This window comes from Sphingopyxis sp. MC1 (assembly GCF_000371385.1).
Lineage (GTDB): Bacteria > Pseudomonadota > Alphaproteobacteria > Sphingomonadales > Sphingomonadaceae > Sphingopyxis > Sphingopyxis terrae.
The window spans coordinates 47,043-73,894 of record NZ_AOUN01000016.1 but is presented as its reverse complement, the minus strand read 5'-3'; the positions used below and the strand labels follow the sequence as shown (position 1 = coordinate 73,894).

The 26,852-nt window shown below is 65.9% G+C and carries 23 protein-coding genes; 4 read left to right on the top strand and 19 right to left on the bottom strand.

What is annotated here, in order from left to right:
* Position 1: 1 nt before the first annotated feature.
* From EBMC1_RS15320 to EBMC1_RS15285, 8 genes are all read right to left on the bottom strand, one after another.
* Positions 2 to 1,180, bottom strand: coding sequence for a membrane dipeptidase (locus tag EBMC1_RS15320; RefSeq protein ID WP_003050365.1), 1,179 nt, complete (start codon positions 1,178 to 1,180; stop codon positions 2 to 4).
* On the bottom strand, positions 1,177 to 2,754 hold the full coding sequence (locus EBMC1_RS15315) for a serine hydrolase (RefSeq protein WP_003050362.1): 1,578 nt from the start codon (positions 2,752 to 2,754) through the stop codon (positions 1,177 to 1,179). The genes EBMC1_RS15320 and EBMC1_RS15315 overlap by 4 nt, the downstream gene beginning before the upstream one ends.
* Positions 2,751 to 3,887 (bottom strand): YkvI family membrane protein, encoded by a 1,137-nt coding sequence (locus tag EBMC1_RS15310; RefSeq protein WP_003050360.1) that lies wholly within the window; start codon positions 3,885 to 3,887, stop codon positions 2,751 to 2,753. Before EBMC1_RS15310 ends, EBMC1_RS15315 begins: the two co-directional genes overlap by 4 nt.
* On the bottom strand, positions 3,887 to 4,927 hold the full coding sequence (locus EBMC1_RS15305) for a DUF1611 domain-containing protein (protein WP_003050358.1): 1,041 nt from the start codon (positions 4,925 to 4,927) through the stop codon (positions 3,887 to 3,889). The genes EBMC1_RS15310 and EBMC1_RS15305 overlap by 1 nt, the downstream gene beginning before the upstream one ends.
* 20 nt (positions 4,928 to 4,947) lie before the next feature.
* Positions 4,948 to 7,134, bottom strand: a complete 2,187-nt coding sequence (locus EBMC1_RS15300) for a TonB-dependent receptor (RefSeq protein ID WP_003050353.1) — start codon at positions 7,132 to 7,134, stop codon at positions 4,948 to 4,950.
* A gap of 4 nt (positions 7,135 to 7,138) precedes the next feature.
* Positions 7,139 to 8,293, bottom strand: a complete 1,155-nt coding sequence (locus EBMC1_RS15295; RefSeq protein WP_003050350.1) for a dipeptidase — start codon at positions 8,291 to 8,293, stop codon at positions 7,139 to 7,141.
* Between the two features lie 88 nt (positions 8,294 to 8,381).
* The gene (locus EBMC1_RS15290; protein WP_003050348.1) at positions 8,382 to 9,392 is read right to left on the bottom strand and encodes a dipeptide epimerase; all 1,011 of its coding nucleotides are present in this window, start codon (positions 9,390 to 9,392) and stop codon (positions 8,382 to 8,384) included.
* Positions 9,392 to 11,365 carry a serine hydrolase domain-containing protein gene (locus EBMC1_RS15285; protein ID WP_040590584.1) on the bottom strand — a complete coding sequence of 658 codons (1,974 nt, stop codon included), beginning with the start codon at positions 11,363 to 11,365 and terminating at the stop codon, positions 9,392 to 9,394. Before EBMC1_RS15285 ends, EBMC1_RS15290 begins: the two co-directional genes overlap by 1 nt.
* Before the next feature lie 144 nt (positions 11,366 to 11,509).
* Here EBMC1_RS15285 and EBMC1_RS15280 point away from each other — a divergent pair, with 144 nt between their 5' ends.
* Together EBMC1_RS15280 and EBMC1_RS15275 are read left to right on the top strand one after the other, a co-directional pair.
* Positions 11,510 to 12,133: a helix-turn-helix domain-containing protein gene (locus tag EBMC1_RS15280; RefSeq protein ID WP_040590614.1), complete on the top strand. Its 624-nt coding sequence runs from the start codon at positions 11,510 to 11,512 to the stop codon at positions 12,131 to 12,133.
* On the top strand, positions 12,126 to 13,823 hold the full coding sequence (locus EBMC1_RS15275; protein ID WP_003050339.1) for an N-acyl-D-amino-acid deacylase family protein: 1,698 nt from the start codon (positions 12,126 to 12,128) through the stop codon (positions 13,821 to 13,823). The genes EBMC1_RS15280 and EBMC1_RS15275 overlap by 8 nt, the downstream gene beginning before the upstream one ends.
* Before the next feature lie 74 nt (positions 13,824 to 13,897).
* Here the strand turns inward: EBMC1_RS15275 and EBMC1_RS15270 are convergent, their stop codons facing one another.
* Both EBMC1_RS15270 and EBMC1_RS15265 read right to left on the bottom strand, forming a co-directional pair.
* On the bottom strand, positions 13,898 to 14,245 hold the full coding sequence (locus EBMC1_RS15270; protein ID WP_003050337.1) for an EF-hand domain-containing protein: 348 nt from the start codon (positions 14,243 to 14,245) through the stop codon (positions 13,898 to 13,900).
* Between the two features lie 131 nt (positions 14,246 to 14,376).
* Positions 14,377 to 15,354: an NADPH:quinone oxidoreductase family protein gene (locus tag EBMC1_RS15265; protein ID WP_003050335.1), complete on the bottom strand. Its 978-nt coding sequence runs from the start codon at positions 15,352 to 15,354 to the stop codon at positions 14,377 to 14,379.
* 68 nt (positions 15,355 to 15,422) lie between these two features.
* Here EBMC1_RS15265 and EBMC1_RS15260 point away from each other — a divergent pair, with 68 nt between their 5' ends.
* A complete protein-coding gene (locus EBMC1_RS15260) occupies positions 15,423 to 15,998 on the top strand; it encodes a glycoside hydrolase family 108 protein (RefSeq protein ID WP_003050332.1) in 576 nt (191 codons plus the stop codon).
* A 56-nt stretch (positions 15,999 to 16,054) separates the two neighbouring features.
* Positions 16,055 to 16,468, top strand: coding sequence for a holin family protein (locus tag EBMC1_RS15255; protein ID WP_003050331.1), 414 nt, complete (start codon positions 16,055 to 16,057; stop codon positions 16,466 to 16,468).
* 120 nt (positions 16,469 to 16,588) lie between these two features.
* On the opposite strand, the gene EBMC1_RS15250 is transcribed toward EBMC1_RS15255, so the two are convergent.
* The 9 genes from EBMC1_RS15250 to EBMC1_RS15210 all read right to left on the bottom strand — a co-directional run bounded on the left by EBMC1_RS15250 (position 16,589) and on the right by EBMC1_RS15210 (position 26,826).
* Positions 16,589 to 17,077 (bottom strand): SRPBCC family protein, encoded by a 489-nt coding sequence (locus EBMC1_RS15250; RefSeq protein ID WP_003050328.1) that lies wholly within the window; start codon positions 17,075 to 17,077, stop codon positions 16,589 to 16,591.
* A gap of 11 nt (positions 17,078 to 17,088) precedes the next feature.
* Complete coding sequence (alaS, locus tag EBMC1_RS15245) at positions 17,089 to 19,746, bottom strand: alanine--tRNA ligase (RefSeq protein WP_003050325.1); 2,658 nt, start codon at positions 19,744 to 19,746, stop codon at positions 17,089 to 17,091.
* 51 nt (positions 19,747 to 19,797) lie between these two features.
* Positions 19,798 to 20,532 (bottom strand): hypothetical protein, encoded by a 735-nt coding sequence (locus EBMC1_RS15240; protein ID WP_003050323.1) that lies wholly within the window; start codon positions 20,530 to 20,532, stop codon positions 19,798 to 19,800.
* Positions 20,533 to 20,640: 108 nt separating this feature from the next.
* Positions 20,641 to 21,231 (bottom strand): hypothetical protein, encoded by a 591-nt coding sequence (locus tag EBMC1_RS15235; RefSeq protein WP_003050320.1) that lies wholly within the window; start codon positions 21,229 to 21,231, stop codon positions 20,641 to 20,643.
* Complete coding sequence (locus EBMC1_RS15230) at positions 21,221 to 21,844, bottom strand: glutathione S-transferase family protein (protein WP_003050317.1); 624 nt, start codon at positions 21,842 to 21,844, stop codon at positions 21,221 to 21,223. Before EBMC1_RS15230 ends, EBMC1_RS15235 begins: the two co-directional genes overlap by 11 nt.
* Before the next feature lie 12 nt (positions 21,845 to 21,856).
* On the bottom strand, positions 21,857 to 22,723 hold the full coding sequence (locus EBMC1_RS15225; protein WP_231292943.1) for an agmatinase family protein: 867 nt from the start codon (positions 22,721 to 22,723) through the stop codon (positions 21,857 to 21,859).
* Positions 22,724 to 22,879: 156 nt separating this feature from the next.
* Positions 22,880 to 23,956, bottom strand: a complete 1,077-nt coding sequence (gene recA / locus EBMC1_RS15220) for a recombinase RecA (protein ID WP_003050311.1) — start codon at positions 23,954 to 23,956, stop codon at positions 22,880 to 22,882.
* 124 nt (positions 23,957 to 24,080) lie between these two features.
* Positions 24,081 to 24,434 carry a response regulator gene (locus EBMC1_RS15215; protein ID WP_003050308.1) on the bottom strand — a complete coding sequence of 118 codons (354 nt, stop codon included), beginning with the start codon at positions 24,432 to 24,434 and terminating at the stop codon, positions 24,081 to 24,083.
* Positions 24,427 to 26,826, bottom strand: a complete 2,400-nt coding sequence (locus EBMC1_RS15210; protein ID WP_003050306.1) for a hybrid sensor histidine kinase/response regulator — start codon at positions 26,824 to 26,826, stop codon at positions 24,427 to 24,429. The genes EBMC1_RS15215 and EBMC1_RS15210 overlap by 8 nt, the downstream gene beginning before the upstream one ends.
* Positions 26,827 to 26,852 lie beyond the last annotated feature (26 nt).

Below are 26,852 nucleotides of genomic sequence, written 5' to 3'. Positions count from 1 at the left end.
GCTATTTCCCCTGCGCTGCGACGACGCGCAGGATGTTGCCGCTCCACATTTTTTCGATGTCGGCGTCCGAATAGCCCGCAGCTTTCAGCCGTTCGGTGACTTTCGGCAGCGCCGAAATATCCTCAATGCCCTTCAGGCCGCCGCCGCCGTCCCAGTCGGCGCCGAAGCAGATATGATCGACGCCGCCGACCTCGATCGCGCGCAGCACCATCTTCATATAATCCTCGAAATCCGCGGCCCACATCGCCTCGGTCTTGTCGAGTTCGCGCCACTGGCGCGTCAGTTCCGCCTGCGCTTCGGGCGTCATCTCCCCGATATGTTCATATTCGCCGAACAGCTTGGCGCGCGCCGGCGACATGTTCATCTCGGACATGAAGATCGTCGAAATGCACATCGCGCCGCCCTTTTCGGCCAGCTTGCGCAGGCGTCCTTCGTCGAGGTTGCGCGGATGGTCATGCGCCGACCGCAGGCTCGAATGCGACAGCAGGATCGGATATTTCGACAGTTGCAGGATCTGGTCGAAGGTCGCGTCCGACGAATGGCTCGCGTCGATCACGATGCCCAGCCGGTTCATTTCGGCCACCCATTGCTTGCCGAGCGGGCTCAGCCCGTTCCAGCGCGGCTTGTCGGTCGCGCTGTCGGCAAATTCATTGTTCGCCGAATGGACCGGCCCCGCCAGCCGCACGCCCTTGTCATAGAATTCCTGCAACAGCGACAGATCCTCGCCGAGCGGATAGCTGTTCTCCATCGACTTGAAGGCGACGAGCTTGCCTTCCTTGTTCAGCCGCCGCGCATCGTCGGCGGTGCGCGCCGCGCCGATGAGGCCGCTGTTGTCAGCGATCATCTTGTCGATCAGGTCGGACCGTTTGCGCGCATGGGCAAGCGCGGCGGCATAGCCCGCCGGGGTCAGCGGCCCCTGTTCGGTATAGATGGCGAAGAAGCCGCCATCCAGATTGCCGTCGCGCATCCTTGGAATATCGAGCTGCGACAGGTCGGTCGCCAGATCGTGCCGGTCGGCAAAGTTCCATCCCTGCCGCTCGAAATGAAGCGGTGTGTCGAGATGGGTGTCGAGCACCAGCATCCGGCTGTGCAGCGGCGGCGGCGCCGCCTGCGGCTTGTCGCCCGCCGCCGAACAGGCGGACAGCGCGGTGGCGGCGAGCAAGATGGCAATGCGCTTCACTTCTTGTCCTCCACGGGCTTGAGGTCGAGATCCTGATAGTCCCAGCTGAAATCGGCGATCATGCTGACGGGCTTCATCGTCACGCCGGTCACCTTGCCGTCCGCGTCGAGCGCGAAGGTCACATAGGCGGGTTCGATCGCGGGATCGTCGAATTCGGTGACGAAGCTGTCATACTGCCAATGCTTGAGCCGCCCCGCCATGCGCGGGGTCGAGGTGAAGTCGATCGTCAGCCCCTTCGCGCCGTCGGCGATCACGACATCGCCGTACCACGGATCGCGATAGCGCCCCGCATAGCCCGCAGGCTTCAGCGACGGACCGACCTTCGCCGGCGATGCCTTTGCCTGCTTCAGAAATTCGACGCCGCCGGCCAGCCGCGCTTCGAACCAGTCCTGCCATTTCGTCGTCCAGCCATAATCGGGCTGATCCAGATAATGGTCGAGCAGTTCGTAGGTCAGCCCCAGGATCATCCCGCTGTCCTCGCTGTTCATCATGATCGCAAAGCCGACATTCTTGTCGGGAATCATCACGACGCGCGTGATCGAACCGAACACGCCGCCGCTGTGCTGGATGATGCGGTGGCCGCGATAATCCTGCACCTGCCAGCCGAGCGCATAGGCCTGCTGCATCGGCTGCGCGGGTTTCAGGCTGTCAGGCAGTTCGGTGATCGGCATCGGCGTCACCGGGGTCCACATCTGCTTCGCCTGTTCCTCGCTGAACAGCCGTCCGCCGCCAGGCAGCGCGCCATGCGCAAGCTGGATCTTCAGCCACGCCGCCATATCGTCGGCGCTCAGCGCCAGTCCGCCCGCCGGCGCCCCGTTGCGACCCAGCTCGTCGCGTTCGTCGAGCGCCTGCTGCGGCCCCAGCCCGCGCAGCGCCCCCGACAGCCGCGCGTGCGGCCACGACCGGTTGGCGATGCGGAAGCGATCCTCGCTGTCGCTCGTCGCATTCTTCATGCCGCCGGCGCGCAGCACATGCTCGCGGATGAAATCCTCCCAGCGCTGGCCGGTGACCTCCTCGATCAATTGCCCGGCAACGGCATAGAGGATATTGTCATAGGCATAGGCCGAGCGGAAACTCGTCTTGGGCTTGAGAAAGGCGACGCGCTCGACCGTCTGCTTGCGCGTCAGATAGGTGCGCGGCACGAACATCAGGTCGCCCTGCCCCAGCCCCAGTCCGCTCCGGTGGACGAGCAGGTCGCGGATCGTGATCTCGCGCGTGACCCACGGATCGTACATGCGGAACCACGGCATATGCTTGATAACCGGATCGTCCCACGCGATCTTGCCCTGATCGACGAGCACCGCCAGCGCGGCGGCAGTCATCGCCTTGCCGGTCGATCCCGTCTGAAAGATGGTTTCGGCGTCGACCGGCGCGCTCTCGCCCAGCTTTCGCACGCCCCAGCCGCGCGCCAGCGTCGTCCGGCCGTCCTCGACGATCGCGATCGACACGCCGACCGCGCCGATCTTCTGGCGCAGCGCCTCGACGCTGTCGCCGATGTCGGCGGGCGGCTCGGCCCAGGTGGGCACCGAAAGGGCGAGCATCAGCGATGCCGCCAGCAGACGCGCGGATTTCATGGACGAACCTCCTGCATGGACGAGGGGCCCCGCTTGACGAGGCGATAGGTGCCGATCCCCAGCAGCGGGACGACGTAAACAGCCAGGAACAGCCAGGCGAGGATGCGGTATCCGCTCGCGATCAGATCGACGAGGCCGACGCGCGCCGCGACGAACATGCAACCCGCCAGGATCGCCGCGCCGATCAGCGCGCGTCCCGCGGTGCCAGGCGCCGCGCGACCGCGCGCCTCGAACGCGCCCGCGATCCGTTCGTTGATCGCATGGATCGCCCCCACCCCGCTTTCGAGCAGCGCGGTGAAGATCATCAGCTGGAACAGCAGATGAAAGCCCGGCACCGCCATCTGCCGCAAAAGAAAGTCGGAGGGCAGCGTCTCGTCGCCGATGCCGGGATAAAAGGCCATCATCGCCACAAAGAACAGGATCGCGGGCAACATGGTCAGCGGCCCGGCGATCGCGCCCGCGATCAGCGCGTCGCGGCGGCTCGTCAGGTGGCGCAGCACCGGCAGCACGACGACCGCCCCGACGATGTTATAGCTCGCATAGGTGATGCCGCCCGCCATCCACCCGTCCGCCGGCGGTCCGGCCGCGGCGAAACCCGCGCCGATACGGTCGCCGAAGCGGGTCAGCGCAAAGAAGAGGAACAGCGCATAGACCGCATAGATCAGCATCGAGGCATATTTGAACAGGCGCTCGACCCCCGCTTCGCCGAACGCGGTCGCGAACAGGATCGCGGCGGCCAGCACCACCGCCCCCATCAGTTCGGGCCAGCCGAAGGTCGCCGCCCCGATCGCGCCGGCGGCGGCGCCGAACACCGCGAGGATCAGCACAACGAAGATCAGATAGGCCGCCTCGAACAGCACCCAGCCGGGGCCGAGCAATTGCTGGAAGAAGCTGCGATAGTCATAGGCGTGCAATTGCCGCGCGAGCGCGAAGGTCAGCGCCGCGACGACGCTCCAGATCAGCGTCGCGAGCAGCATCCCGGCAAGCCCGCCCCACGGTCCGGCCGGCACGAAATATTCGGCCAGTTCGCGGCCCGTCGCATAGCCGCCGCCGATGATGACCGCCTTCAGTGCGAAACCGGGCAGCAGAAAGCGCTGAAACCAGCTCCCTCCGCTGCCCGCCTCGCCCACCATCACGCGAGACAGTTTTCGACGAGCGCCGCGAGCGCCGCGCCGCCGCGGATCGGATCGGCGACCGGCAGGCCCAGCCGCGCCGCCTCCGCCGCCATCAGCGCCGCGGCCGCATCGGCATCATAGCTCGAGGTGTTGAGGCTGACGCCGCCGCAGCGGATCGCAGGATTGGTCCGGCTGCCGAGCCGGATCGTCAGGTCGATCACCTCCTCGATGCTCGGCAGGGCAAAGCTTTCCATGCCCAGGATCACCGTGCGCGTCGGATCGTGGCAGACGACGAATACGTCGGGCTGGCTGCCGTGGAGCAGGCCGAGCGATACCGCGGCATATGCGGGGTTGAAGATCGACCCCTGCCCCTCGATCAGATCCCAGTGATCGGCGGGTGCGTCGGGGCTCAGCATTTCGGCGGCGCCCGCCTCGAAGTCCGACACCACGGCATCCATCGGCATCCCGCCGCCCGCGATCATGATCCCCGTCTGCCCGGTGGCACGGAAATCGGCGTCGATCCCGCGCTCGGCAAAGGCCCGGTGCAGCGCCAGCGCGGTATATTTCTTGCCCAAGGCGCAATCGGTGCCGACGGTCAGCAGCCGCTTGCCGCTGCGCTTGCGGCCGTTGCCGATCGGAATCGAAGGCGGCGGGGTGCGAACGTCGATCAGCCGCTGGCCGGTGCGCCGCGCCGCATCGGCGAGCGCGGGGATGCTCGTCAGCCGGACGTGAAGCCCGCTCACGATGTCGAGCCCCGCCTCCATCGCCTCGACGAGCACCGCGACCCAGCTGTCGCCGATGATGCCGCCCTGATTGGCGACGCCGATGACCAGCGAACGCGCGCCCGCCGCCCGCGCCTCGGCCGGCGACAGGCGCGACAGGCCGGTGGTGACGGTGCAGCCGCCGATCCCCCATTCGCCGACGCAGCGGTCGGCGGCCCAGTCGGCAAGGCCAAAGGCGGTCTTGGCATAGCCCGCCTCGGTCGTGTCGCCCAGGAAGAGCAGATAGGGCTGCGGGAGGGTGAGCTGGCTGTCCAGCCGGCCCGTCGGCGCGTTCATCGCTGTCACTCCGCTTTCGTTCAAAAGGCCATGTCGATCGCGACGCCGATTGTGCGCGGCTGCAACGGCGAGATCGACAGGAAGCTCGGCTGGTTCAACCCGTCCGCCATCGTCGAGCGCGCCATCTCGCCCTTGTTGTCGAACAGGTTACGCGCATAGGCGCGCAGCGTCCAATGGCCGTCCCACGTCACCGACGCATTCAGATCGACCGAGGTATAGGGCTCGGCGCGCGCGGTCAGCGGATCGCTTTCGACCAGCGACAGGCGGCTGCTCGCGTGGCGGATGCCGGCGCCGAAGCTGCCCTTGGCGTTGCCGCCCAGCGCAAAGTCGTAGTCGGCGCGCAGCGCGCCGCTGAACTTCGGCACCGCGGGCAAACGGTCGCCCTTCGCCCCGCTGATTTCGGGGACATCCTCGCTCAGCGAGGCGTCGGTGTAGCTGCCGGTCGCGCTGATCGTCAGGCCGGGCGCGGGGCGAAAGGCGATGCTACCTTCGAAACCCTTGCTCGTTGCCTTGCCGCCGTTGGCGCCGCCATTGACCCCGCCGAACGAGCGGACGACCTGAATGTCCGTCCAGTCCATCCAGAAAGCGGCAACGTCGACCGTTACCATCCGATCGGCCAGATCGGCCTTCAGCCCGACCTCATAGTTGGTCATGCGGTCGGCGGAAACCGTCGGCGGCACATTGGGAACGATGACGTTCGGGCCGCCCGGACGATAGCCGGTGGCGACGCGGCCATAGAGCATCGCATCCTTGTTGATATGAAATTGCGGGCTGACCGAAAAGGTCCAGACGCTTTCTGCCGAGCTTCCCGGATCGTCGGCCTGGGGCACGATCGCGCCCGAACTGATCTGGCGGAACGTCTGCTTGTTGCGCGCCCAGCGCAGCCCGCCGGTCACGTCGAACTGTTCCGCGAGTTTCAGCGTCGCATTGCCGAAGATCGCATATTCCTTGTAGGTCGCGGGCAGCCCGACGATCGCCAGCGGATCGAGCCCGGCGATCGGATCGCCGCTCATGTCATAGGACCGCACAAGCTGCGCGTTGCTCGTCTTCTCGTCGGTGAAAAAGCCGCCGATCATCCATTCGAACCGCCCGCCGCTTGGCGAGGTCAGCCGGACTTCCTGTGTCCATTTCTTGAGCCCGAGGTCGAGGTAAAAGGGCGTGATGCCGGGATCGACCGCGCCATCGGTCAACAGCGGAAAGAGCACGCCGAAGGCATAGCTCGCATCCTGCACCTGACGGCTCTTCGTCTTGCTGTAGGTGGTCGCAGAGGTCAGCGTTGCCGCGCCGAAATCATAATCGATCGTCGCCGAATAATAATCGAGCGAGATATCATAGGATTCGGGGACATAATTGTTGAACGAATGGCCGTTGCCGAGCCGGTTGCCCGCAAGGTCTGCGGCATAGAGGCCATTGCCGTCCGAATTGAGCGACTGCCAAATGCCCGCCAGCTTGACGCTCAATTGCGGCGTCGGTTGCCACAGCAGCGCCGCGCGGCCGCCGCGCTGTTCGAAATCATTCTGATCGGTCAGCCCGGCATTGTTGACGCTGTCGACCCAGCCCGGGCTCTTGCGCCAAGCGAAACTGCCGCTGATCGCCAGCGTGTCCTGCGCGATCGGGACATTGACATAGGTTTGCGCGCCCCAGCCGAGACCGCCTGCATCCTTGATCGAAAAGCCCTCGAGTCCGGCGCGAACGCGGAATTCATGCGTGTCGGGCTGCACCGTGACATATTTGACAAGGCCGCCGATCGAACTCGCGCCATACAGGGTACCCTGCGGCCCCTTCAGCACTTCGACGCGGTCGAGGTCATAGGGCATCAGGTCGATGGTGAAGGCGCCCGAGCGATTGTAGATCGCGCTCGATCCGACCGGCGCATCGTCGAGGTAGATGCCGACCGTCTGCGCCGAACTGAGCGGTGCGACGCCGCGCAGCGTGATCGTCGTCTGCCCCGGCGTGCCGCCGTTGCTCACATTCATGCCGGGAACATAGCCGGCATAATCGACGAGCGAGGCCGAACCCTGCTGCTGGATATCCTCACCGCCGACGACGCTGATCGAAATCGGAACGTCCTGCACATTCTGCACGCGCTTCTGGGCGGTGACGACGATCTCGCCGCTATATTCCGCGCCACCCGCTTCCTGCGCCTGCACCGGCATCGCCACCGCGAGCGCCATGATGCTTCCCGTAATCCAAAGACCCTGTTTCATCGCCTTACCCCCACACTTGCGCGAGCAGGCGGCGGAAATTGCCCCCCAGCACCGCGCGGATGTTATCGTCCGAATAGCCGCGACGGATCAGTTCCTCGGTCAGGTCGAAGACCTTGAGCGGGTGGTCGAAACCGTCGATGTCGATCTTGTCGCGAAAGGCATAGCTGTCCTTGTAGCTTGCCTTCAGCGCCGCATATTCCTCCGGCGCCATGTCGTCATAGCCGTTGAGGTCGGCGTCGGACCCGATGCCGACATGCTCGATCCCGACCAGCTTGGCGACATGGTCGATATGATCGGCCATATGGCCGACGTTGGTGGGGTCGCTCGCGCGGACGAACATTCGTACCCCCGTGATCCCCATGACCCCGCCCTTGGCGGCGAGCGCCTTGATCGCCTCGTCGGTCTTGACCCGCGGATGATCGACCAGCGCGCGCGCATTGCTGTGGGTGATCGCGATCGGCCCCTTGGCGATCGCGATCGCGTCGAGCGTGGTGCGGTCGCCGCAATGCGATACGTCGATCAGCATCTTCGCCTGTTCCATCGCGTCGATGATCGCGGCGCCATAGTCGCTGACCCCGCCGTCGACCCGGTCGGTGCTGCCCGACCCGATGCGGTTCTGGCTGTTGTAGGTCAGTTGCGCGCAGCGCAGGCCCAGCCGGCGAAATACCGCGACATCCTCGACGCTGTCGAACTGGTCGGCATTCTGGATGCCCATGATGACCGCGCATTTGCGCATCGCCTTTGCGCTGTCGAGGTCATCGACGGTGTCCACGAGCGAAAAGACATGGCCGTTGCGCCCGACGAAGCCCTGCCACCCCGCCATATATTCCATCGCCTGCGCCCGCGCATCGGGACCGCCAAGGCCGAAGCTGTTGTGAAAGCCGGTGATGCCGCTCGCCCGAAACTCCGCCGCCTCGGCATCGCTGAGGCGGTGCGCGATATAATCGGGGGCCATCGTGATCTTGAGCGGCGCGAGCATGTCGATCACCAGCGAGGCGGCAACCAGATCGACCGCGCGCTTCGAATAGCTGCGCGCCGGCGCCGCCGCGAAGGCATAGGCACCGCGCCCGATCATCGGCGCTGCGATCGTCGCAGACAAGGCTGTCCCGACCGCGCCCGCCACAAAGGCGCGGCGCGTCGCCGGGAATGACGCGGTCATTCCACCCTCCACCTCAAGAAAATTTCATTTTCAAGACTATTGTCCTAATCAGAAAATTGTCAACCCGTTTAGGACAAGAAAATTCGTATTAGCCGCCACCCCACAGGCTCGGCGGACAATGGATCATGCCGTCGCGGTAGGTGACGCCGGGTTCGCGGTCGCGCGCGAGGAAGGTCGGCCCGTCGAGGTCGACGATATCGCAGAGCTGCCCCACGAGGTAGGATGGCGCCATCGACAGGCTGGTGCCCATCATATTGCCCACCATCACGTCGAGCCCCAACCGCCGCGCCTGCCGCGCGATCGCCAGCCCCTCGGTCAGCCCGCCGCACTTGTCGAGCTTGATATTGACGACGTCGAAGCGCCCGACGAGCGATGCGGTGTCGGCAAGCGACAGCGCGCTTTCGTCGGCGACGAAGGGCAAGGGCCGCTTGACACCGTCGAGGTCGGCCTCGCGCCCGCGCCGCAGCGGCTGTTCGAGCTGCGCAATGCGGTGCGCGACGAGCAGCGGCAACAGATCGCCCAGCGTGGCGCGGTCATAACCCTGATTGGCATCGACGCCGATCCACGCATGCGGCCGCGCCGCGCGGATCGCGGCGATGCGCGCCGCATCAAGGTCGACCTCGCCCGTCAGCTTCACCTTCACCGGCGCGTGCGGGTCGATCGCCAGCGCAGCGGCCGCCATCGCTTCGGGGCTGTCGGCGCCGAGCGTCAGCGTCGAGCGCAGCGCGCGCGGCGGGTCGAGCCCGGCCAGTTCCCAGACGGGCTTGCCCGCGCGCCGGGCCTCGATATCCCAGAAGGCGCAGTCGATCGCGTTGCGCGCGCCGCCGGGGGGCAGCAGATGCTGCAAATCCGCGCGCGTCGCGCCCCCTTCGATCGCGGGCCGCACCCGCGTCGCTTCGGCGAGCATATGGTCGATATCGTCGCCGAGGTAATAAACCCCCGCCCCCTCGCCGCGGCCCTCATGGCGGCCGTCGGACAGGGTGGCGACGAGCAGCGCGGTCTCGGTGAACTCATGGCCCGCGATGCGGAACGGCTGGTGATAGGGAAAACGCTCGACCCGAAGGTCGAGCGTCAGTCCGGTCATGACATCGGCCGTCATCAGTAGACCATGCCGAAGCCATAGAGGTGGAAGTGCAGCGTCACCCAGACGAGCACCAGCGCCGACAGCAGCAACAGCACCGCCCCCAACTTCATCGTCCAGCGGCGCTTGTCCTTGATGCACAGCCACAGGTGCCAGGCGCTCGTTGCCAGAAGCCCAAGGCTGGCGATCGGCGTCAGCACGCGCAGCAGGATGATCAGCCAGTCGAGCGGACCGCCGACGCTGCCGATGTCGCCCGAGAAGGTGGCGATGAACATCGCCCATCCGGCGACCGCCGCGATGACGAGCCACGCGAACAGCCGTGACAGCCGCCAGGCGCGCCGCGCCGGACCTTCGAGCGCAAAGGCCGCGCCATAATTGCGTCGGACCAGCGCGCGCACCGGCCATGCCAGCGCCGCGAGCAGCACGAGCAGCAGCGCCGCGATCAGCGCCGGGTTCAGCCAAGCGACATTCTCGCCCGCCGGGGCGGGCCAGAAGACCATGAACGGCGATGCGGCATCAAGGCTCAGACGCACGACGCGTCCGTCCTTGACCTCGGCAGCGAGCCGTTCGCCGGTGCCCGTGTCGCGCCACACAAAGGGTTCAACCTCGACCCAGTCGCGCGGTCCGGCGCTCAACCCGTCGAGCGCGGGCATCGCGATCTTGCCGTCGGTCCCGACCACGATCTGCGCCTGGCCGAGCAGGCCGAACAGGCTCATGAAATTGGTGAAGGAGCCGCGGCTCGACACATAATGGCCGGCCAGCATCGCGGCATGGTCGCGCGCGGTCTTTTCGTCGACCTGTCCGGGCTTGGGCGTGCCGGGCAGATAGCGGTCGGCGAACTGGTGGAACAGCGCGCTGCGGATCGCGCCCGCTGCGCCTTCCTTGCCGGGGCTGTTCATCGACACGAACAGGCCGATGTCCGAATCGGGGAACAGCCACAGATAGCTGTGGAACCATTCGGTGTCGCCGCCGTGCGCGATCGCCCGATGCCCGTTGACCCATTGTTCGTAGAAGCCGAGCGCCATGCTGTTGAGCGGGCCGACGCCGGGCGCCTTGTAATCGTGCATCAGCTTCGCCGTCTCGGGCTTCAGCAGCACGCCGCCGTAGTTCAGATGCGCCATCATGAACTTGCCCATGTCGCCGCCCGACGCCGACAGGCTGCCGGCGGGGGCCGGCACGACGATTTCGAAGGGCTTGGCCTTGTCGGTCATCACGCGGTAGCCGCTCGACATGAAGGGCGCGAGCGCGGCCGGCAGCGGCTGGCGGAAGCTCGCATATTTCATGCCCAGCGGCGCAAAGATGTGGCGGTCGATATAATCGTCGAACGATTCGCCGCTGGTGCGCTGAACGATGTATCCGGCCAGCGCGGTCGCATAGTTGGAATAGGCGGGCGTGCTTCCCGGCGCAAACACCCGCGCGGGCAGCGCTTCGCGCGCATAATCCTTCAGCGGCATCACCGCCTTGGGATCACTGCTGATCAGATAGCGGATCGATTCTTCAAAGCCCGCGGTGTGCGTCATGATATTGCGCAGCGTCACCGGCTTGCCCTCGAAGGGCGGAATCTTGAAATCGAGATAGGTGTTCACATCCTTGTCGAGGTCGAGCTTGCCGGCTTCGACAAGCTGCATCACCGCGGTCCAGGTAAACAGCTTGGACACCGAACCGGGGCGGAACAGCGTCGTCGCGGGATCAACCGGCTTGCGCGACGCGACATCTGCAAAGCCATAGCCCTTCTGCAGCACCGTGCCGCCGCCGCGCACCACGACGACAACCGCACCGGCAACCTCGCCGCGCGCGAGCGCATAGGGCATGAAACCGTCGAGCCACGCCTCGACATCGGCGGCGTCGAGCTTGGCTGCGCCCGCAGGCGGCGGCACGGCCGGCGCCTGCTCCGCCGGCTTGGCGGCGATCTGCTGCACCGGCCCCTGCGCGGCCAGCGGGACGGCCGCCAGCACTCCCAATCCTATCATCAGCTTGCGAAGGAAACGCATCGCTTTATCCCCCTTATCCGGCGCGCCGCGCGACATGCTTGCAGCGAGCCGCGAGACGCCTTACCAAGGGTCAGCAATAAGTGACCCAATGCGGACATAATGATCCTGATTGGAAAATTGTCAAATGAGGAATGGACCGACCCGATGACATCCCGATCGAATCCCCCGACGCTCGGCGAGGTCATGCGGGGAATTCGCACCCGAAACGGCTGGACGCTCAAGGAAATGAGCGCGCGCTCGGGCATCCCGGTATCGACGCTGTCGAAGGTCGAACATGACCGGCTGACGCTCAGCTACGACAAGCTGCAACAGCTCAGCCAGCGGCTCAAGATCCGCATGTCCGACCTGTTCGCCGAAGATGCGGGGGACAGCGCGCCGCGCGTTACCGGCCGACGCAGCGTCGGCACGATCGACACCGCGGTTCGCGTCACCACCGACAATTACGACTATCACTACCTCTGCACCGACCTGCGGCAAAAGCGCATGATTCCGATCATCACCCGCATCCGCGCGCGCAGTGCGAGCGAATTCGGCGAGCTCGTCCACCACCAGGGCGAAGAGTTCATCTATGTGATCGAAGGGAGGATCGAAGTGCACAGCGAATTTTACGATCCCGTGGTCCTCGACGCGGGTCAGGGCATCTATATCGATTCGTCGATGGGCCATGCCTATGTCGTTGCCGACGGCTGTGACGAGGCGCTGGTCCTCGGCGTCTGCTCGAGCGCCGACGAAGGGCTGATGGATTCGCTGATGAGCCTCCATGCATAGGCGCTCGCCTATCGTCGCGGCGCTGCTCGCCAGCTCGCTGCTCCTTTCGGCCTCGGCCGGCGCGCGCGGCGCGGCCCCTGCCTATGACGTCGTCATCCGCGGCGGCACTCTCTACGACGGTTCGGGCGCCGCCCCCGTCGTTGGCGATATCGCGCTGAAGGGCGACCGTATCGTCGCGGTCGGCACCGTCGCGGGCAGCGGCCGGACCGAAATCGACGCAAAGGGCATGGCCGTCGCGCCGGGCTTCATCAACATGCTGAGCTGGGCGACCGAATCGCTGATCGCCGACCCACGCAGCCTCAGCGACATCCGCCAGGGCGTGACGCTCGAAGTGATGGGCGAAGGCTGGTCGATGGGTCCGTTCAACGCGACGATGAAGGCGCAGGAGACCGAGCGTCAGGGCGATATCAAATATGACATCAGCTGGACGACGCTGGGCGATTATTTCGCCTATCTCGAAAAGCGCGGCATTGCGCCCAATGTCGCGAGCTTCGTCGGCGCGGCGACGGTGCGCGTGCACGAACTGGGCGAAGGCGATGTCGATCCGACCCCCGAACAGCTCGCGCGGATGCGCGCGCTCGTCCGTCAGGCGATGGACGAAGGCGCACTCGGGGTAGGCAGTTCGCTGATCTACGCCCCCGGCTCCTATGCCGAGACCGACGAACTCGTCGCGCTGACCAGCGAGGCGGCGCGCTGCGGCGGCATGTATATCAGCCATATGCGCTCGGAGGGCGACCGGCTGGAGGAAGCGGTCGACGAACTGATCGCCATCGCGCGCCGGTCGGGTGCGCCGGCCGAAATCTATCACCTCAAGATGGCCGGCCGCGCGAACTCGGACAAATTCGCGCCCGTCGTCGCCAAGATCGAGGCGGCGCGCGCCGCGGGAACGCGGATCACCGCCGACATGTACACCTATACCGCGGGCGCCACCGGGCTCGACGCCGCCATGCCGACCTGGGTTCAGGCGGGCGGACTGGAAGCGTGGATCGAACGGCTGAAGGATCCGGCGATCCGCGCCCGCGTCGCGGCCGAAATGAAAAAGCCCGGCAGCGACTGGGAGAATCTCTACATCGGCGCGGGTGCCGACAAGATGATCCTGACCGCCTTCAAGAATGACGCGCTCAAGCCGCTCACCGGCAAGACGCTGGCCGAAGTGGCGGCGATGCGCGGAAAATCGCCCGAGGAAACCGCAATGGACCTCGTCGTCGAGGATGGCTCGCGCGTCGGAACCGTCTATTTCCTGATGTCCGAAGACAATGTCCGGCGCCAGGTCCAGCTTCCCTGGATGAGCTTCGGCTCGGATGCCGCGTCGCAGGCGGCCGAAGGCGTGTTCCTGAAATCGGGCGCCCACCCGCGCACCTACGGCAATTTCGCCCGCCTGCTCGGCCGCTATGTTCGCGACGAAAAGCTGATCCCGCTCGAAGAGGCGGTGCGGCGGCTGACCTCGCTCCCCGCGGGTAACCTCAACCTTCAGGATCGCGGCGCGCTGCGCCCCGGCTATTTCGGCGATGTCGTGATCTTCGATCCGGCGACCGTCGCCGATCGCGCGACCTTCGAAAAGCCGCACCAATATGCGACCGGCGTGCGTGATGTGTTCGTCAACGGTACCGCGGTGCTGCGCGGCGGCGACCCGACCGGCGCGACCCCGGGCAAGGCGGTACGCGGATCGGGCTGGAAACGCTGCTCCTGATCGCGCGCGCGTTGACCGGCGGTAATTGACTGGCGGCGGCCGAAGCCGCCGCCGGCCCGTTCAATTCTGTCCGTTCAATTGGATTCGCTCTGATCGGCGCCGTCGGCGGGCGCTTCGGGCGGCGGGGCGGCGGCGCGCGCCTTGCGCATCGCTTCCATCTCGGCCTTGTCGACGAAGCCGTCGCCATTGGTGTCGAGCCGCTTCATCAGCGCATCGACCCGCTCGGGCGTCGCCATCGACGGATCGCCCATGCGCTCGGCGCGCATCTGCATCATCTTGGCGATCTCGTCCTTGTCGAGCTTGCCGTCGCCATTGGCGTCCATCATCGCGAACATGCGTTCGCCATTATGCGCCGGCGGCTGCGCGTGCGCGGCCGGAATCGCGAGCATCAGCGGCGCAGCAATCGTCAGAAATTTCCTCACATTGTGTCCTTCACTATGGGCGGCAAAGCGCCGGGCACCCCGCGGCTCAATGACCCATCGATTGTCGCAAAACTATATCAGTTGCGTCGTAGTGCCGCAGTCGCGGGCCAAAGCGCCGCCGCGCCCGCTCGTCAGGGCGTCAGCACGACCTTCCCGACCACCTCGCGCCGTTCGAGCATGGCAAACCCCGCGCGCCAATCGGCAAGATCGAGCACGGCGTAGACATGGGGGCGGATCGCCCCACTCTCCGCCAATGCGTCGATCGCGGCGATATTCTCGGCCCCGCGCTCGGGAAAGCGGCGGCCATATTCGCCCGCGCGCACCCCGACGACCGAAAAGCCCTTGATCAGCGGGATATTGACCGAAATCTCGGGAATCCGCCCCGACGCAAAGCCGACAACCAGCAAGCGGCCGCCAAAAGCGATGCAGCGCGTCGATTCGTCGAACACATCGCCGCCGACCGGATCGAAGATGACATCGGCGCCCTTCCCTCCCGTCAACGCCTTTACCGTCTCGCGAAAACCAGGCGCCGCCTCGATCACCGCCTCGGGCGCGTAAAGCGCGGCGATGGCGTCGCGCTTTGCGGCGCTGCTCGCCACCGCAATCACCCGCGCGCCCAGCCCGCGCGCCAGATCGACCGTCGCCAGGCCCACGCCGCCCGCCGCGCCGTGGACCAGCACCCAGTCGCCGGGCGCGACCCGCGCGCAGCGGACGAGCGCGACATAAGCGGTCAGATAGGCGACCGGACAGGCCGCCGCCGCCGCCCAGTCGAGCGCGGCGGGCTTGCGCCGCAGCGTCGCCGCCGGGACGATGCAATATTCGGCCATTGCGCCGAAACGATTGCCGCCGATCACCGCATCGCCGGGCGCCCAGCCTTCGACGTCCGCACCCACCGCGTCGACCTCGCCCGAAAACTCCAGTCCCGGCACGAAAGGCAGGTCGGGTTTGAGCTGATAGGCGCCGCGCGTCATCAGCAGGTCGGGAAAATTCACCGCCGCCGCGCGCACCCGTACCCGCACCTCGCTCGGCCCGGGTTCGGGCACCGGCAGGTCTGCGATCGCGCAACCCGCGTGATCGGGGGCCAATCGGCTCACTTGCAGCGCGCGCATGAAAATCCTTTCCTACAATATTCCAATATGGTTCGTTTTGATATCTCAATGAACCACAGGAGCGAATCATGTCCCTTGCCGACCTGCCCCGCCTTGCCATCGACGCGTTGATCGATGCCGTCATCGACCGCGAAGGCGGATATGTAAACCACCCCGCCGATCGCGGCGGTCCGACGCGCTGGGGGGTCACCGAGGCGGTGGCGCGGGCGCAGGGCTATGCGGGGCCGATGCGCGATCTGCCCCGTGCCGAGGCGGCCAACATCTATCGCCGCATCTATTGGTTGCGCCCCGCCTTCGATCGTGTCGCCGCGCGCGCGCCGCGCATTGCGGCCGAACTGTTCGATACCGGCGTCAACATGGGCACCGCGATCGCCACTGGCTTTCTCCAGCGCGCACTCAACGCGCTCAACCGCACGGCGCGCGACTATCCCGATATCGCCGTCGACCGCGCCATCGGCCCGCGCACGCTGTCGGCGCTCGACGGCTTTCTGAAAGCGCGCGGCAAGGGCGGCGAAACCGTGCTGCTGCGCGCGATGGAGGCGCTGCAGGGCGAACGCTACATTGCGCTCGCCGAACGGCGGCCCAGCCAGGAGGCCTTTCTCTATGGCTGGCTCGCCAATCGAATCGGCGACGCAAACTCCTGATTCCAAACACGACCTGGTGACAAGTTTGACAAGTTAAGGACGAAAGGAACGCCAATATGAGCATCATCGAAGGCCTGATCGGCCCCGTCGCCAAGCTGATCGACAAGATCATCCCCGACCCCGAAGCACGCGACCGCGCCAAGCTCGAACTGCTGAAGCTCGAGGGCAGCCAGGAAATGGAGGCGATCAAGACGCGGATGACCGCGATCGTCGCCGAGGCGAACAGCACCGACCCCTGGACCAGCCGCGCGCGGCCCAGCTTCCTCTACGTCATGTATACGCTGCTTCTATGGGCGATCCCGATGGGCCTGATCGCCGCGACGCGCCCCGACATGGCAAAGGGCATCGCAGAGGGCATGAACGCCTATCTCGCCGGCATCCCCGAACCGCTCTACGCGCTCTTCGGTACCGGCTACCTCGGCTACACCGCCGCCCGCGCGTGGGGGAAAGCGAAAGGGGTGGAGGGCTGAACCTTTCCAGGCCCTACTCTTAATTGCGTATCTCCGCGAAGGCGGGGACCCATCTCCCGCCGGCTCGTAATTGCACTGCCGGATGATGGAGCCCCGCCTTCGCGGAGATACAGGTCGCTATCAACTGGCCGCTCTTTCTTCCACCACCGCCGCCAGCTTCGCCAGCGACGACGTCAGCCCCGCTTCATGATCCTTCGCCGAAATCCCCGGCGGCACATGATGCGCATCGACCGTGACCAGCGTCCCGCCGCCCTTGCGCGACAGATACCAGTGCATCGCCATCGTGCCCGAAAAGCGGGGATCATCCGACACGAATTCGACCTCCCACACGATCAGCCGCCCGTCATCGAGCACCGGGATGTGCACCGCGACCAGATCGCTGTCATCGTCGCTCTTGGTCTCGACATCGGGGTCGTCGAAGGTCAGGCGCAGGCGGAACCCGCCGCCTTCGCGCAGATCGCTGTGCTCGAATTCGCCCGTCGCGCCCTCGGGCGGTAGCCAGCGCGCCAGTTTTTCGGCGCTGGTAAAGGCCGCGAACACATCGACCAGCGGCGCCGCGATCAGCCTCTCGGCATGATCGGTGCGCCGCGTCTTCTTTGTCGGTTTCACGTCCTACCGTTTCAGGCGAGCGCGGCCTTGACCGCCGTGACGGCGTCGTCCGCCGCGCCGCCGTTCGGGCCGCCGCCCTGCGCCATGTCGGGACGGCCGCCGCCACCCTGCCCGCCGAGCGCCGCGACCGCGGCCTTGACCAGATCGACCGCGCTATGGCTGCCCGTCTTGTCGTCGGTCACGCCAACCGCGACCGACGCGCGGCCATCATTGACCGCGACGAGCATCGCGACGCCGCTGCCGACCTGTTTCTTGAGGCCGTCGACCGTGCCGCGCAGTTCCTTGGGATCGAGCCCCTCGACGACCTGCGCCAGAAAGGCGACATCGCCAACCTGTTCGATCGCCGGACCCGCCGCCGCTCCGCCGCCCGCACCGCCGCCGCCGCCAAGCGCCAGCGCCTTCTTCGCGTCGGCCAGCTCGCGTTCGGCCTTCTTCAGCGCCTCGGCCATCGCGGCAACGCGCGCCGGCACCTCGTCGGGCGAGGTCTTGAGCGCCGCCGCCGCCGACTTCAGCGCCTCGTCGCGGCCCAGCAGCCACTGGCGCGCCGCCTCGCCGGTCAGCGCCTCGATCCGACGGACACCCGACGAAACCGCGCTTTCGCTGATGATCTTGAACAAGGCGATGTCACCCAGCGCCCGGACGTGCGTACCGCCGCACAGTTCGACCGAATAGCTATGCTCGCCGCCCTTGCCCATGCTGAGCACGCGCACCTCGTCGCCATATTTCTCGCCGAACAGCGCCATCGCTCCCGCCGCGATCGCATCCTCGGGGGTCATGAGCCGCGTCGAAACGGGTTCGTTCGCCCGGATCTGCGCATTCACATCGGCTTCGATCTGGACGATTTCCTCCGGTGTCAGTGCCTTGGGGTGCGAAAAGTCGAACCGGAATCGGTCTTCGGCAACCAGGCTGCCCTTCTGCGTGACATGCGCGCCGAGCCGATTGCGCAGCGCGGCGTGGACAAGGTGCGTCGCGCTATGATTGGCGCGGATGCGATCGCGGCGCGCGGCATCGACCGACAGGTGCACCGTGTCGCCGACCTTCAGCCTGCCCGCCTCCAGCGTCGCCTGATGCGTGTGCAGCCGGCCGAGCGGCTTGCCGGTGTCCTCGACATTGGCCTTGGCGCCTTCCAGCGTCGTGATCGTTCCCGCATCGCCCATCTGGCCGCCGCTTTCGCCATAGAAGGGCGTCTGGTTGGTCAGCACGACGACCGTGTCGCCGGCTTCGGCGGCCTCGACCGGCTGGCCGTCCTTGACGATCGCGATCACCTCACCCTCACCCTCGGTCGAGGTGTAGCCGGTGAATTCGGTGCTGCCGTTGGCTTCGGCAAGGTCGAACCAGATTTCGTCCGACGCCTTTTCGCCGCTGCCCTTCCATGCCGCGCGCGCCGCCGCCTTCTGCTGCGCCATCGCCGCATCGAAGCCCGATCGGTCGACCGCGATGCCCTGCGCGCGCAGCGCGTCTTCGGTCAGGTCATAGGGAAAGCCGAAGGTGTCATAGAGCTTGAACGCGACATCGCCGGGCAGCGTCGCGCCCTGGCCCATGCCCACGGTCGCCTCGTCGAGCAGCCGCAGCCCCTTGTCGAGCGTCTGGCGGAACTTGACCTCCTCACGCTCCAGCGTCTCGGCAATCAGCGCCTGCGCGCGGATCAGCTCGGGATAGGCCGCGCCCATCTCGGTCGTCAGCGCCGGGAGCAGCCGGTACATCAGCGGATCCTTGGCGCCGAGCAGGTGCGCGTGGCGCATCGCGCGCCGCATGATCCGGCGCAGCACATAACCGCGCCCTTCGTTCGACGGCAGCACACCGTCGGCGATCAGGAAGCTCGATGCGCGCAGATGGTCGGCGATGACACGGTGACTTGCCTGGCTTCCGCCCGCGGCGGCAACGCCGGTCAGGTCGACCGACGCGGCGATCAGCGCCTTGAACGTGTCGATGTCGTAATTGTCGTGGACGCCCTGCATCACCGCCGCGATGCGTTCCAGCCCCATGCCCGTGTCGATGCTCGGGCGCGGCAGGTCGACCCGCTGCCCATCCGGCATCTGCTCATATTGCATGAACACCAGATTCCAGATCTCGATGAAGCGGTCGCCATCCTCTTCGGGCGATCCCGGCGGGCCGCCCCAGATATGGTCGCCATGGTCGTAGAAGATTTCGCTGCACGGCCCGCACGGGCCGGTGTCGCCCATCGACCAGAAATTGTCGCTCGTGGGGATGCGGATGATCCGCTCTTCGGGAAGGCCCGCAATCTTGCGCCACAGGTCGAACGCCTCGTCGTCGGTGTGATAGACGGTCGCGGTCAGCTTGTCGGCGGGCAGGCCCCAGGTCTTGTGAACCAGCGTCCAGGCATGGTCGATTGCCTGTTCCTTGAAATAGTCGCCGAAGGAGAAATTCCCCAGCATTTCAAAGAATGTATGATGCCGCGCGGTGTAGCCGACATTGTCGAGGTCGTTGTGCTTGCCGCCGGCGCGGACGCATTTCTGCGACGACGCGGCCGTGCCGTACGGACGCTTCTCCAGCCCGGTGAAGACATTCTTGAACGGCACCATGCCCGCGTTGACGAACATCAGCGTCGGGTCGTTGAACGGCACCAGCGGTGCCGACGGTTCGATGTGGTGGCCGGCCCCGGCAAAATAGTCGAGGAACGAGCGGCGGATGTCGTTGGTCGATGTCATGCGCGCGATCTAGTGCCGGATCGTCCGTTACTCAAGCACAGACGCGCAGCATCAGCGCTGGCAGAGCTCGTCGAGCTGCTGCCCGGTCAACCCCTGCTGGTTCACCAGCGCCTGCGAGATGAACTGCACATCATATTGGGCGATGCGATATTCGCCTTCGCGAACGCGCTGCACCAATATCCCGCCGCACGTTCCGGCAATCCCCGGATGATCGTCGATCACCGAAAACAGGACATAGGCGCCCGGATAAGCCGCCCCGTCCGGATTGTTGCTCCACGCGACGAATTGCGGCGTCATCGATCCGTCGCCGGTCTGGAACTGCGTGGCGCCGGCATGCAGGTTTGCCCAGTCCTTCGGCGTTATTTCCGCCAGCGGGTCCATCATCGCGATCCCGGCCTGATCACCGCGATCGAGCCGGTCAAGGAAGCGCGTCACGAAGCTGGTCGCCGCCGCCGTATCGGCGTCGCTCGCCTTCCAGTCCGCCGGAACGGGCTTGTAGGGATCGGTCGCGGGGTCGTAGCAGAAGAATTTCTGCCGCAGGTTTTCGATCATCATGACATTGCGGGCCGTATCGACGCGGCTGTCGAAATTATACCGGCCGAAACGCACCTTCATCTTGCCGCAGCGCTGCGCCGCAATCCGCTGGACCTCTTCCATCGTCGTCGTCAGCCGCGCCGCCTCGATATCGGCGACATCGGCGCTGAAACCACCCTCCGCCAGCTTCTCGACGCGGATTGCGGGCTCTCCCGCCGCCGCAAGCAACAGCGCCAATACCAGACCAGCCATAACCCCGAACTCCCCCCGTCATCCGTCGGCCGGATGAAAGCGGGTCGATATTGCGGACAACGGACGCGCGCCGCAAGTCCGATGTCGGCTGGCTCAGCGCCGCTGCGCTCAAAAGGCGGTCGCGAGGCCCTTGCCCAGATAGCAGGGAAGCTGATGCAGCACGTCGGCCTTGGGCACCCTGTCCTCGATCAAGTCGGGGGGCACTTCGGAGGTATCGACGCGGACGACCGTAAAGGCGGCACCGGGGGCGCTGCGATGGACGACGACATAGCCGCAATCCATCGTACCATCCTTGCGATCGCCGCGAAAATCGAAAGCGGCATACAGGCCGGGCGGCTGCCCCGCCGGGTCGGCATACCAGGTCAGGCGCAGGATGCGCAGCGTGCCGTCGGCCCACAGCGCGGTTCGCTTGCGCAGGTTCATCTCCCATTCCAGCCGCGGGTTCGACGCCTGAAACGAGAGGCGCAGCATCGCATAGGCCGCCTCATAGTCGCGCTTCGCCAACGCCATCGTGAACCCGGCGAAGCGGTCCATCGCGCCCACCTCGTCGGCTGGGGCGGGCTCGAAGCTCTTGCCCTCGGGTGCCACGACGTCGCGTTCGACCTCGGGCCCCAGAACGGGCGGCGCGGCCGCCGCTGGACTCGCCGCAGCGAACAGCGCGACCAGCATCAGCACGCCGAACCGGCGATCAAAAGACAAAATAATCGCCCCCGCGTTCGCGCGCGCGTTGCCAAGCGGGGCGCGCGTGGCACGCCGCGACGAAGGCGGCGAGGCGCGGATAGCGATCGGCACCGTTCATCGCCGCAACCTCGGCCGGGAAGCTCAGCATGATGTCGGCAGCCGACAGGCGATCGCCGATGAAATGCCCGGCGTCGCCGATCTCGCCTTCGAGATAGGCGAAATGCGCGCCGAGCTGTTCGTCGATCCGCGGCCGCAGCGGCGCCGCAGCGTCGCCGAGGCGGGCGACGTAGAGATTGAGGAGAACAGGAGTCATGGCCGAACCCTCGGCAAAGTGCAGCAGCTCGAGGTGCCGGACATGATCGTCGGTGCCGCGCGGCGGGATCAGGGCGTCACCGCCATGGCGCTCGCACAGATATTCGACGATCGCGCCCGATTCCTGGATCACCCGTCCATCGTCCTCGAGCAGCGGCGATTTGCCGAGCGGATGGACGGCTTTCAGCTCGGGCGGCGCGAGATTGGTCACGGCGTCGCGCTGATAGTGGCGGATTTCGTATGGAGCGCCGATTTCCTCAAGCAGCCACAATATGCGCTGCGAGCGGCTGTTGTTCAGATGGTGGACGATCAAGCTCATCGCATTCTCCTCTTATCCGCGCCAATATCCGTTACGATCGATCAACGCCGCCAGCTCGCGTACCAGCTTGGCGCCGACAATCGCGGTCACGCCGCCGATATCGCGGCCCGGATGATGTTCGACGATGTCCGCGCCGACGATCGGCGCGCGCTGCCGGTGCAGCACTGCAAGCAGTTCGCGCACCGTCAGCCCGCCGGGCTCGGGATGCGCGACGCCGGGCGCCGCCGTCGGATCGAGCCCGTCGAGGTCGATCGAGATATAGAGCGGGCCGCTCAGCACCGGAACCGCTTCGGGAACGAAGCCCGCCATCGGGACGATCTCGACGCCGAAGCGATCGGCTTGCGTGGCGCAATGACGATTCAACGTGCGGATACCGACCTGGACCAGCCGCGCGGCATGGCCCGCTTCGCATATCCGGGCAAAGGGCGACGCATGGCTGCGCGGATTGCCGCCGAAGTCGTCGTACAAGTCGGGATGCGCGTCGATGTGCAGGATGTTGAGCGGGCCGAAACAAGCGGCGGCGGCTTCGACGAGCGGGAATGTCACCGCATGATCGCCGCCAAGCGCGACGGGAATTTCGCCATCCTCGTTCAGCATCGCGACATGGCGCCGGATCGCGGCATCGTCGTGTGCGACATGCTCGGTCAGCGGCAGGTCGCCATCGTCGGTGAAGGCGATATCCGTGCCGATTTCGGGACCGAGTTCGCTTGCCATATTGCCGCGATCGCTGCGCAGCGCCGCACGGATCGCGGCAGGACCCCCCGCCGCGCCGCGTTCGAAACTGCTGTTGACGTCGGTCGGCAAACCGAAAAGGCGGATCGCGGGCATCGAGCCTGTGTAGTCCTTGCCCCTGAACACGCAAGCCGGGATGCGGTACATGCCCCCGCCAGCATGGTCAGCGGCGGCATGGTCAACGGCGGCCGGGCCGACCTGCCAAGAGAGGGGTCGGGCAGATCCAAGGAGGCGTGCCGGAGAAGGCACGGGCCCGCCGCCGTTCGCCGGCGAGCCGTATTGCGACGGCTCGCCGGATCCGGATTAGATATCGTCGTCGTCCGCGTCGGGGCCGGTCATCATCTCTTCGGCCACCGCATCGGTGCGGCTGCGGATCGCCTTTTCGAGCCGCTCCATCAGTTCGGGATTTTCGGTCAGGAAATTTTTCGCATTTTCGCGACCCTGACCGATGCGGATCGAATCATAGCTGAACCAGGCGCCCGATTTTTCGACCAGACCGGCCTTGACCCCCAGGTCGAGGATTTCGCCGATCTTCGAAATGCCCTGCCCATACATGATGTCGAACTCGACCTGTTTGAACGGGGGCGCGACCTTGTTCTTGACGACTTTGACCCGCGTAGTGTTGCCGACGATTTCGTCACGGTCCTTGATCTGGCCGGTGCGGCGGATATCGAGGCGGACCGAGGCGTAGAATTTGAGCGCATTGCCGCCCGTCGTCGTCTCGGGATTGCCGTACATCACGCCGATCTTCATGCGCAGCTGGTTGATGAAGATCACCATGCAGCGCGAACGGCTGATCGAGCCGGTGAGTTTGCGCAGGCTCTGCGACATCAGGCGCGCCTGCAGGCCGACGTGGCTGTCGCCCATCTCGCCTTCGATTTCGGCGCGCGGGACGAGCGCGGCGACCGAGTCGACGACAAGCACGTCGATCGCGTTCGAGCGCACCAGCGTATCGACAATTTCAAGCGCCTGTTCGCCCGTATCGGGCTGCGACACGATCAGTTCGTCGATATTGACGCCCAGCTTCTTCGCATAGACGGGATCGAGCGCATGCTCGGCGTCGACGAAAGCCGCGGTTCCGCCGGTCTTCTGCGCTTCGGCGATGCAATGCAGCGCGAGAGTGGTCTTGCCCGAGCTTTCGGGACCGTAGATTTCGATGACGCGGCCGCGCGGCAGACCGCCCACGCCGAGCGCGATGTCGAGCCCGAGCGATCCGGTCGAGACCGCCTCGACCTGCATCGCTTCCTTCGATCCGAGCTTCATCACCGAGCCCTTGCCGAACGCGCGATCGATCTGCGCGAGTGCGGCGTCGAGCGCCTTCTGCCTGTCTGTGCTGTTCACTGATTTCCCCGATTCGACGAGTGATAATTGTCCGGCCATGACCGTTCCTTTCCAGCTCTAGAGCGAAGGCAGAACCACCGCAACGCCAGAGCTGTGTACGTCATTTGTTCTATTGGAACAAGTGGAGAACAGATATTTTTGCGCGCTATCCGCAAGGCGCGCGCTATTCCGCGAAAAACCCGTCCAGAACGGCCTCGATTTCGACGATGCGGAACGGCTTCGTCACCAGCTTGCGGTTCGCATGCGGCGCGGGAATCACGTCCCCGCCGCCCGAGGTGAAGGCAAAGGGAATCCCCCGCTCCGCCAGCGCATCGGCGACCGGCCAGCCCTTTTCGTCGCCCAAGTTGATATCGACGAGTGCGCCCGCCACTGGCTGCGACGCGATTGCCGCGAGCGCTTCTTCGTTGGTCGTCGCCTGCGCCGGTTCGGGATAGCCGAGCGCGTCGAACATATCGACGAGCATCATGCCGATCAGGACATCGTCTTCTACAAGCAGGATCAACCGGTCTTCAGCCATGGCCCACCCTGTGCGCCGCATCGTCGAGCGCCATCGACACTGCTTCTGCAAGCTGCGCGACCGAGAAGGGCTTGGGCAGGAAGGCGACGTCGTCGATGTTGATCGACTGGCGCAACTGCTCCTCGGCATAGCCCGACATGAACAGCACCGGCAGGCTCGCCCGCTTGACGCGCATCGCACGGACCATCGTCGGCCCGTCCATCGTCGGCATCACAACGTCGCTGATCACCAGGTCAATCTTGTCCATCGCGGCGAAGCGTTCAAGCCCCTCTTCGCCCTGCGACGCGGTGACGACCGTGTAACCCGCGCGGGTCAGCGCCCGTTCGGCGACCGCCCGCACCATATCCTCGTCCTCGACGAGCAGGATGGTGCCGGTGCCCCACTGGCTTTTCTTCGCCTTCGCGGCCGGCGGCGGCGTCGCCGGCACGCCGCTTTCGGCCCGGTGGACCGGCAGGTAGATGGTGAAGTTTGTCCCCGCGCCCGGTTTGCTGTCGGCAAAGATAAAGCCCGCCGATTGTTTGATGATTCCATAGACCGTCGACAGTCCCAGCCCTGTCCCCTTGCCGACATCCTTGGTCGTGAAAAAGGGTTCGAAGATTTTGGGCAGCACTTCTGCGGGAATGCCGGTGCCCGTGTCGCTGACCTTCAGGGCGCTGTAATCGGCGGGCGGCATGAATTCATTGCCCATCTGGCGCACGTCAGCGGCCGAAACGGGATAGGTTTCGATCGTCAGCGTCCCGCCGCCGGGCATCGCGTCGCGCGCATTGACCGCAAGGTTGATGATGACCTGTTCGAGCTGCCCGGGGTCGGCGCGCACCGCACCCAGCCCGCGACCGTGATGCACCGACAATTGCACCGTATCGCCGATCAATCGCTTGAGCAGATGCGATACTTCCGAAATCACGTCGGGAAGCTGCAATATCTGCGGCCGCAACGTCTGCTGGCGCGAAAAGGCGAGCAACTGCCGCGTCAGGCTCGCCGCGCGGTTGGCGTTGCTGCGGATCTGCTGAATATCGTCATAGTCGCTGTCGCCCGGCGTGTGCCGCATCAGCATCAGATCGCAGCTTCCGAGCACCGCGGTCAGGATATTGTTGAAATCATGCGCGACGCCGCCCGCAAGCTGGCCGACTGCCTGCATCTTCGATGCCTGCGCCACCTGCCGCTTGAGGCGCGACTCCTCGCTCGAATCCTTGAGGCTGAGCAGAACCGCCGCCTCGCCCAGCCCGCGCACGCCGACGACGCGCATCGACACCGGCTCGTCGCCTTGTCCGGCCAGCCGGATCGAGAGATCGCCGCCGACCTGTTGCCCGCTGCTGTGACGGCGGATCATGTCGGCGAGTGGCCCCTTGTCCTCGCCGACCACAAGATCGCCGGGATAGCGCGGCTTCTTGCCATCGGCGACCCCCGCGGCGCGCATGAAAGCGCGGTTCATGTAAAGAAAGCGGCCGTCGCGATCGACGAGCGCAAGCCCGAAGGGCAGCAGCGACAGCAGCGTTTCGATATAGCTTTGCGCGGTGCCGCGATCGGCGGGTCCGATCTCCTCGTCGAGCATGGCGAGCAGCATCGGCCCGTGCGTGTCGGCCGGCGTCAGCGGGATTTGCAGCATCCGCACCGGCGTTGCCCGATCGCCCTCACGCGCAAAATAGAGCGCGCCGGCATCATCGAGCCGCAACATGCCGGCGACATCGCGCCCCGCATAATGCAGCGCATCCTCCTCGCCGAGCGCGCGCAAAAGAAACGCCTGATTGGCAACGCGCAACCGGCCCTCGGCACTGACCAGCGCCGCCATCACCCCCGCCTGTGCCAGCGTGCGCCCCGCGGGTCCGTCGAGGTGGCGGACGATCTCTCCCGCCAGATCGAGCCGTTCATGGGCCGAAAAGCGCCAGATCAGATAGTCTTCGGCCTGCCCCGATCGCAGCACTTGCGCGCGAAGTTGCAAGGGCCCGACCGCGATTTCGTCGACCCCACCCTCACCGTCGCGCCACGCGGTCCGGCCCGCATTTTTGAGCAGCTCGGCGCCGCGCCCTTCGAGCGGCAGGCCCGGCGGCGTGACGAAGCCGCCCATCCATGTCGCGAACAGGTCGTTCGCACAGACGAGACGTCCGGCCCGGTCGGTGATCGCAATCGCAATATCGTCATGATTGACCGCGGCGCGCAGCATCGACCAATCGGTCGGCGCTGCCTCGCCCACCGCGGCCGCCGGAAACAGACGCCGCGCGAGGATCATGCCGCCCGCCGCGAGCGCGAGTCCGGCAAGGAAACCGGCGGCAAGCACCGCGTCGCCGGTGGCCCAGAACAACAGCCCGACCGACACCAGCGCGAGACCGCCGAGCAGCGCAAGGTCGATCCGGGAAAGTCCTTGAATTGCAGAAAGCGGACCGGCAGCGCCCACCCCCCTGCTGAAATCGGTATCAGCGG

Coding starts and splice junctions, on each gene's coding strand:
- EBMC1_RS15315 (WP_003050362.1), bottom strand. CDS start 2,754: ATGAAATCCGCGCGTCTGCTGGCGGCATCGCTGATGCTCGCCCTTTCG.
- EBMC1_RS15240 (WP_003050323.1), bottom strand. CDS start 20,532: ATGGCTGGTCTGGTATTGGCGCTGTTGCTTGCGGCGGCGGGAGAGCCC.
- EBMC1_RS15305 (WP_003050358.1), bottom strand. CDS start 4,927: ATGAACGCGCCGACGGGCCGGCTGGACAGCCAGCTCACCCTCCCGCAG.
- EBMC1_RS15310 (WP_003050360.1), bottom strand. CDS start 3,887: ATGGTGGGCGAGGCGGGCAGCGGAGGGAGCTGGTTTCAGCGCTTTCTG.
- EBMC1_RS15290 (WP_003050348.1), bottom strand. CDS start 9,392: ATGACGGCCGATGTCATGACCGGACTGACGCTCGACCTTCGGGTCGAG.
- EBMC1_RS15295 (WP_003050350.1), bottom strand. CDS start 8,293: ATGACCGCGTCATTCCCGGCGACGCGCCGCGCCTTTGTGGCGGGCGCG.
- EBMC1_RS15285 (WP_040590584.1), bottom strand. CDS start 11,365: ATGCGTTTCCTTCGCAAGCTGATGATAGGATTGGGAGTGCTGGCGGCC.
- EBMC1_RS15300 (WP_003050353.1), bottom strand. CDS start 7,134: ATGAAACAGGGTCTTTGGATTACGGGAAGCATCATGGCGCTCGCGGTG.
- EBMC1_RS15215 (WP_003050308.1), bottom strand. CDS start 24,434: ATGGCTGAAGACCGGTTGATCCTGCTTGTAGAAGACGATGTCCTGATC.
- EBMC1_RS15280 (WP_040590614.1), top strand. CDS start 11,510: ATGACATCCCGATCGAATCCCCCGACGCTCGGCGAGGTCATGCGGGGA.
- EBMC1_RS15260 (WP_003050332.1), top strand. CDS start 15,423: ATGTCCCTTGCCGACCTGCCCCGCCTTGCCATCGACGCGTTGATCGAT.
- EBMC1_RS15265 (WP_003050335.1), bottom strand. CDS start 15,354: ATGCGCGCGCTGCAAGTGAGCCGATTGGCCCCCGATCACGCGGGTTGC.
- EBMC1_RS15230 (WP_003050317.1), bottom strand. CDS start 21,844: ATGAGCTTGATCGTCCACCATCTGAACAACAGCCGCTCGCAGCGCATA.
- EBMC1_RS15225 (WP_231292943.1), bottom strand. CDS start 22,723: ATGTACCGCATCCCGGCTTGCGTGTTCAGGGGCAAGGACTACACAGGC.
- EBMC1_RS15255 (WP_003050331.1), top strand. CDS start 16,055: ATGAGCATCATCGAAGGCCTGATCGGCCCCGTCGCCAAGCTGATCGAC.
- alaS (WP_003050325.1), bottom strand. CDS start 19,746: ATGACATCGACCAACGACATCCGCCGCTCGTTCCTCGACTATTTTGCC.
- recA (WP_003050311.1), bottom strand. CDS start 23,956: ATGGCCGGACAATTATCACTCGTCGAATCGGGGAAATCAGTGAACAGC.
- EBMC1_RS15275 (WP_003050339.1), top strand. CDS start 12,126: ATGCATAGGCGCTCGCCTATCGTCGCGGCGCTGCTCGCCAGCTCGCTG.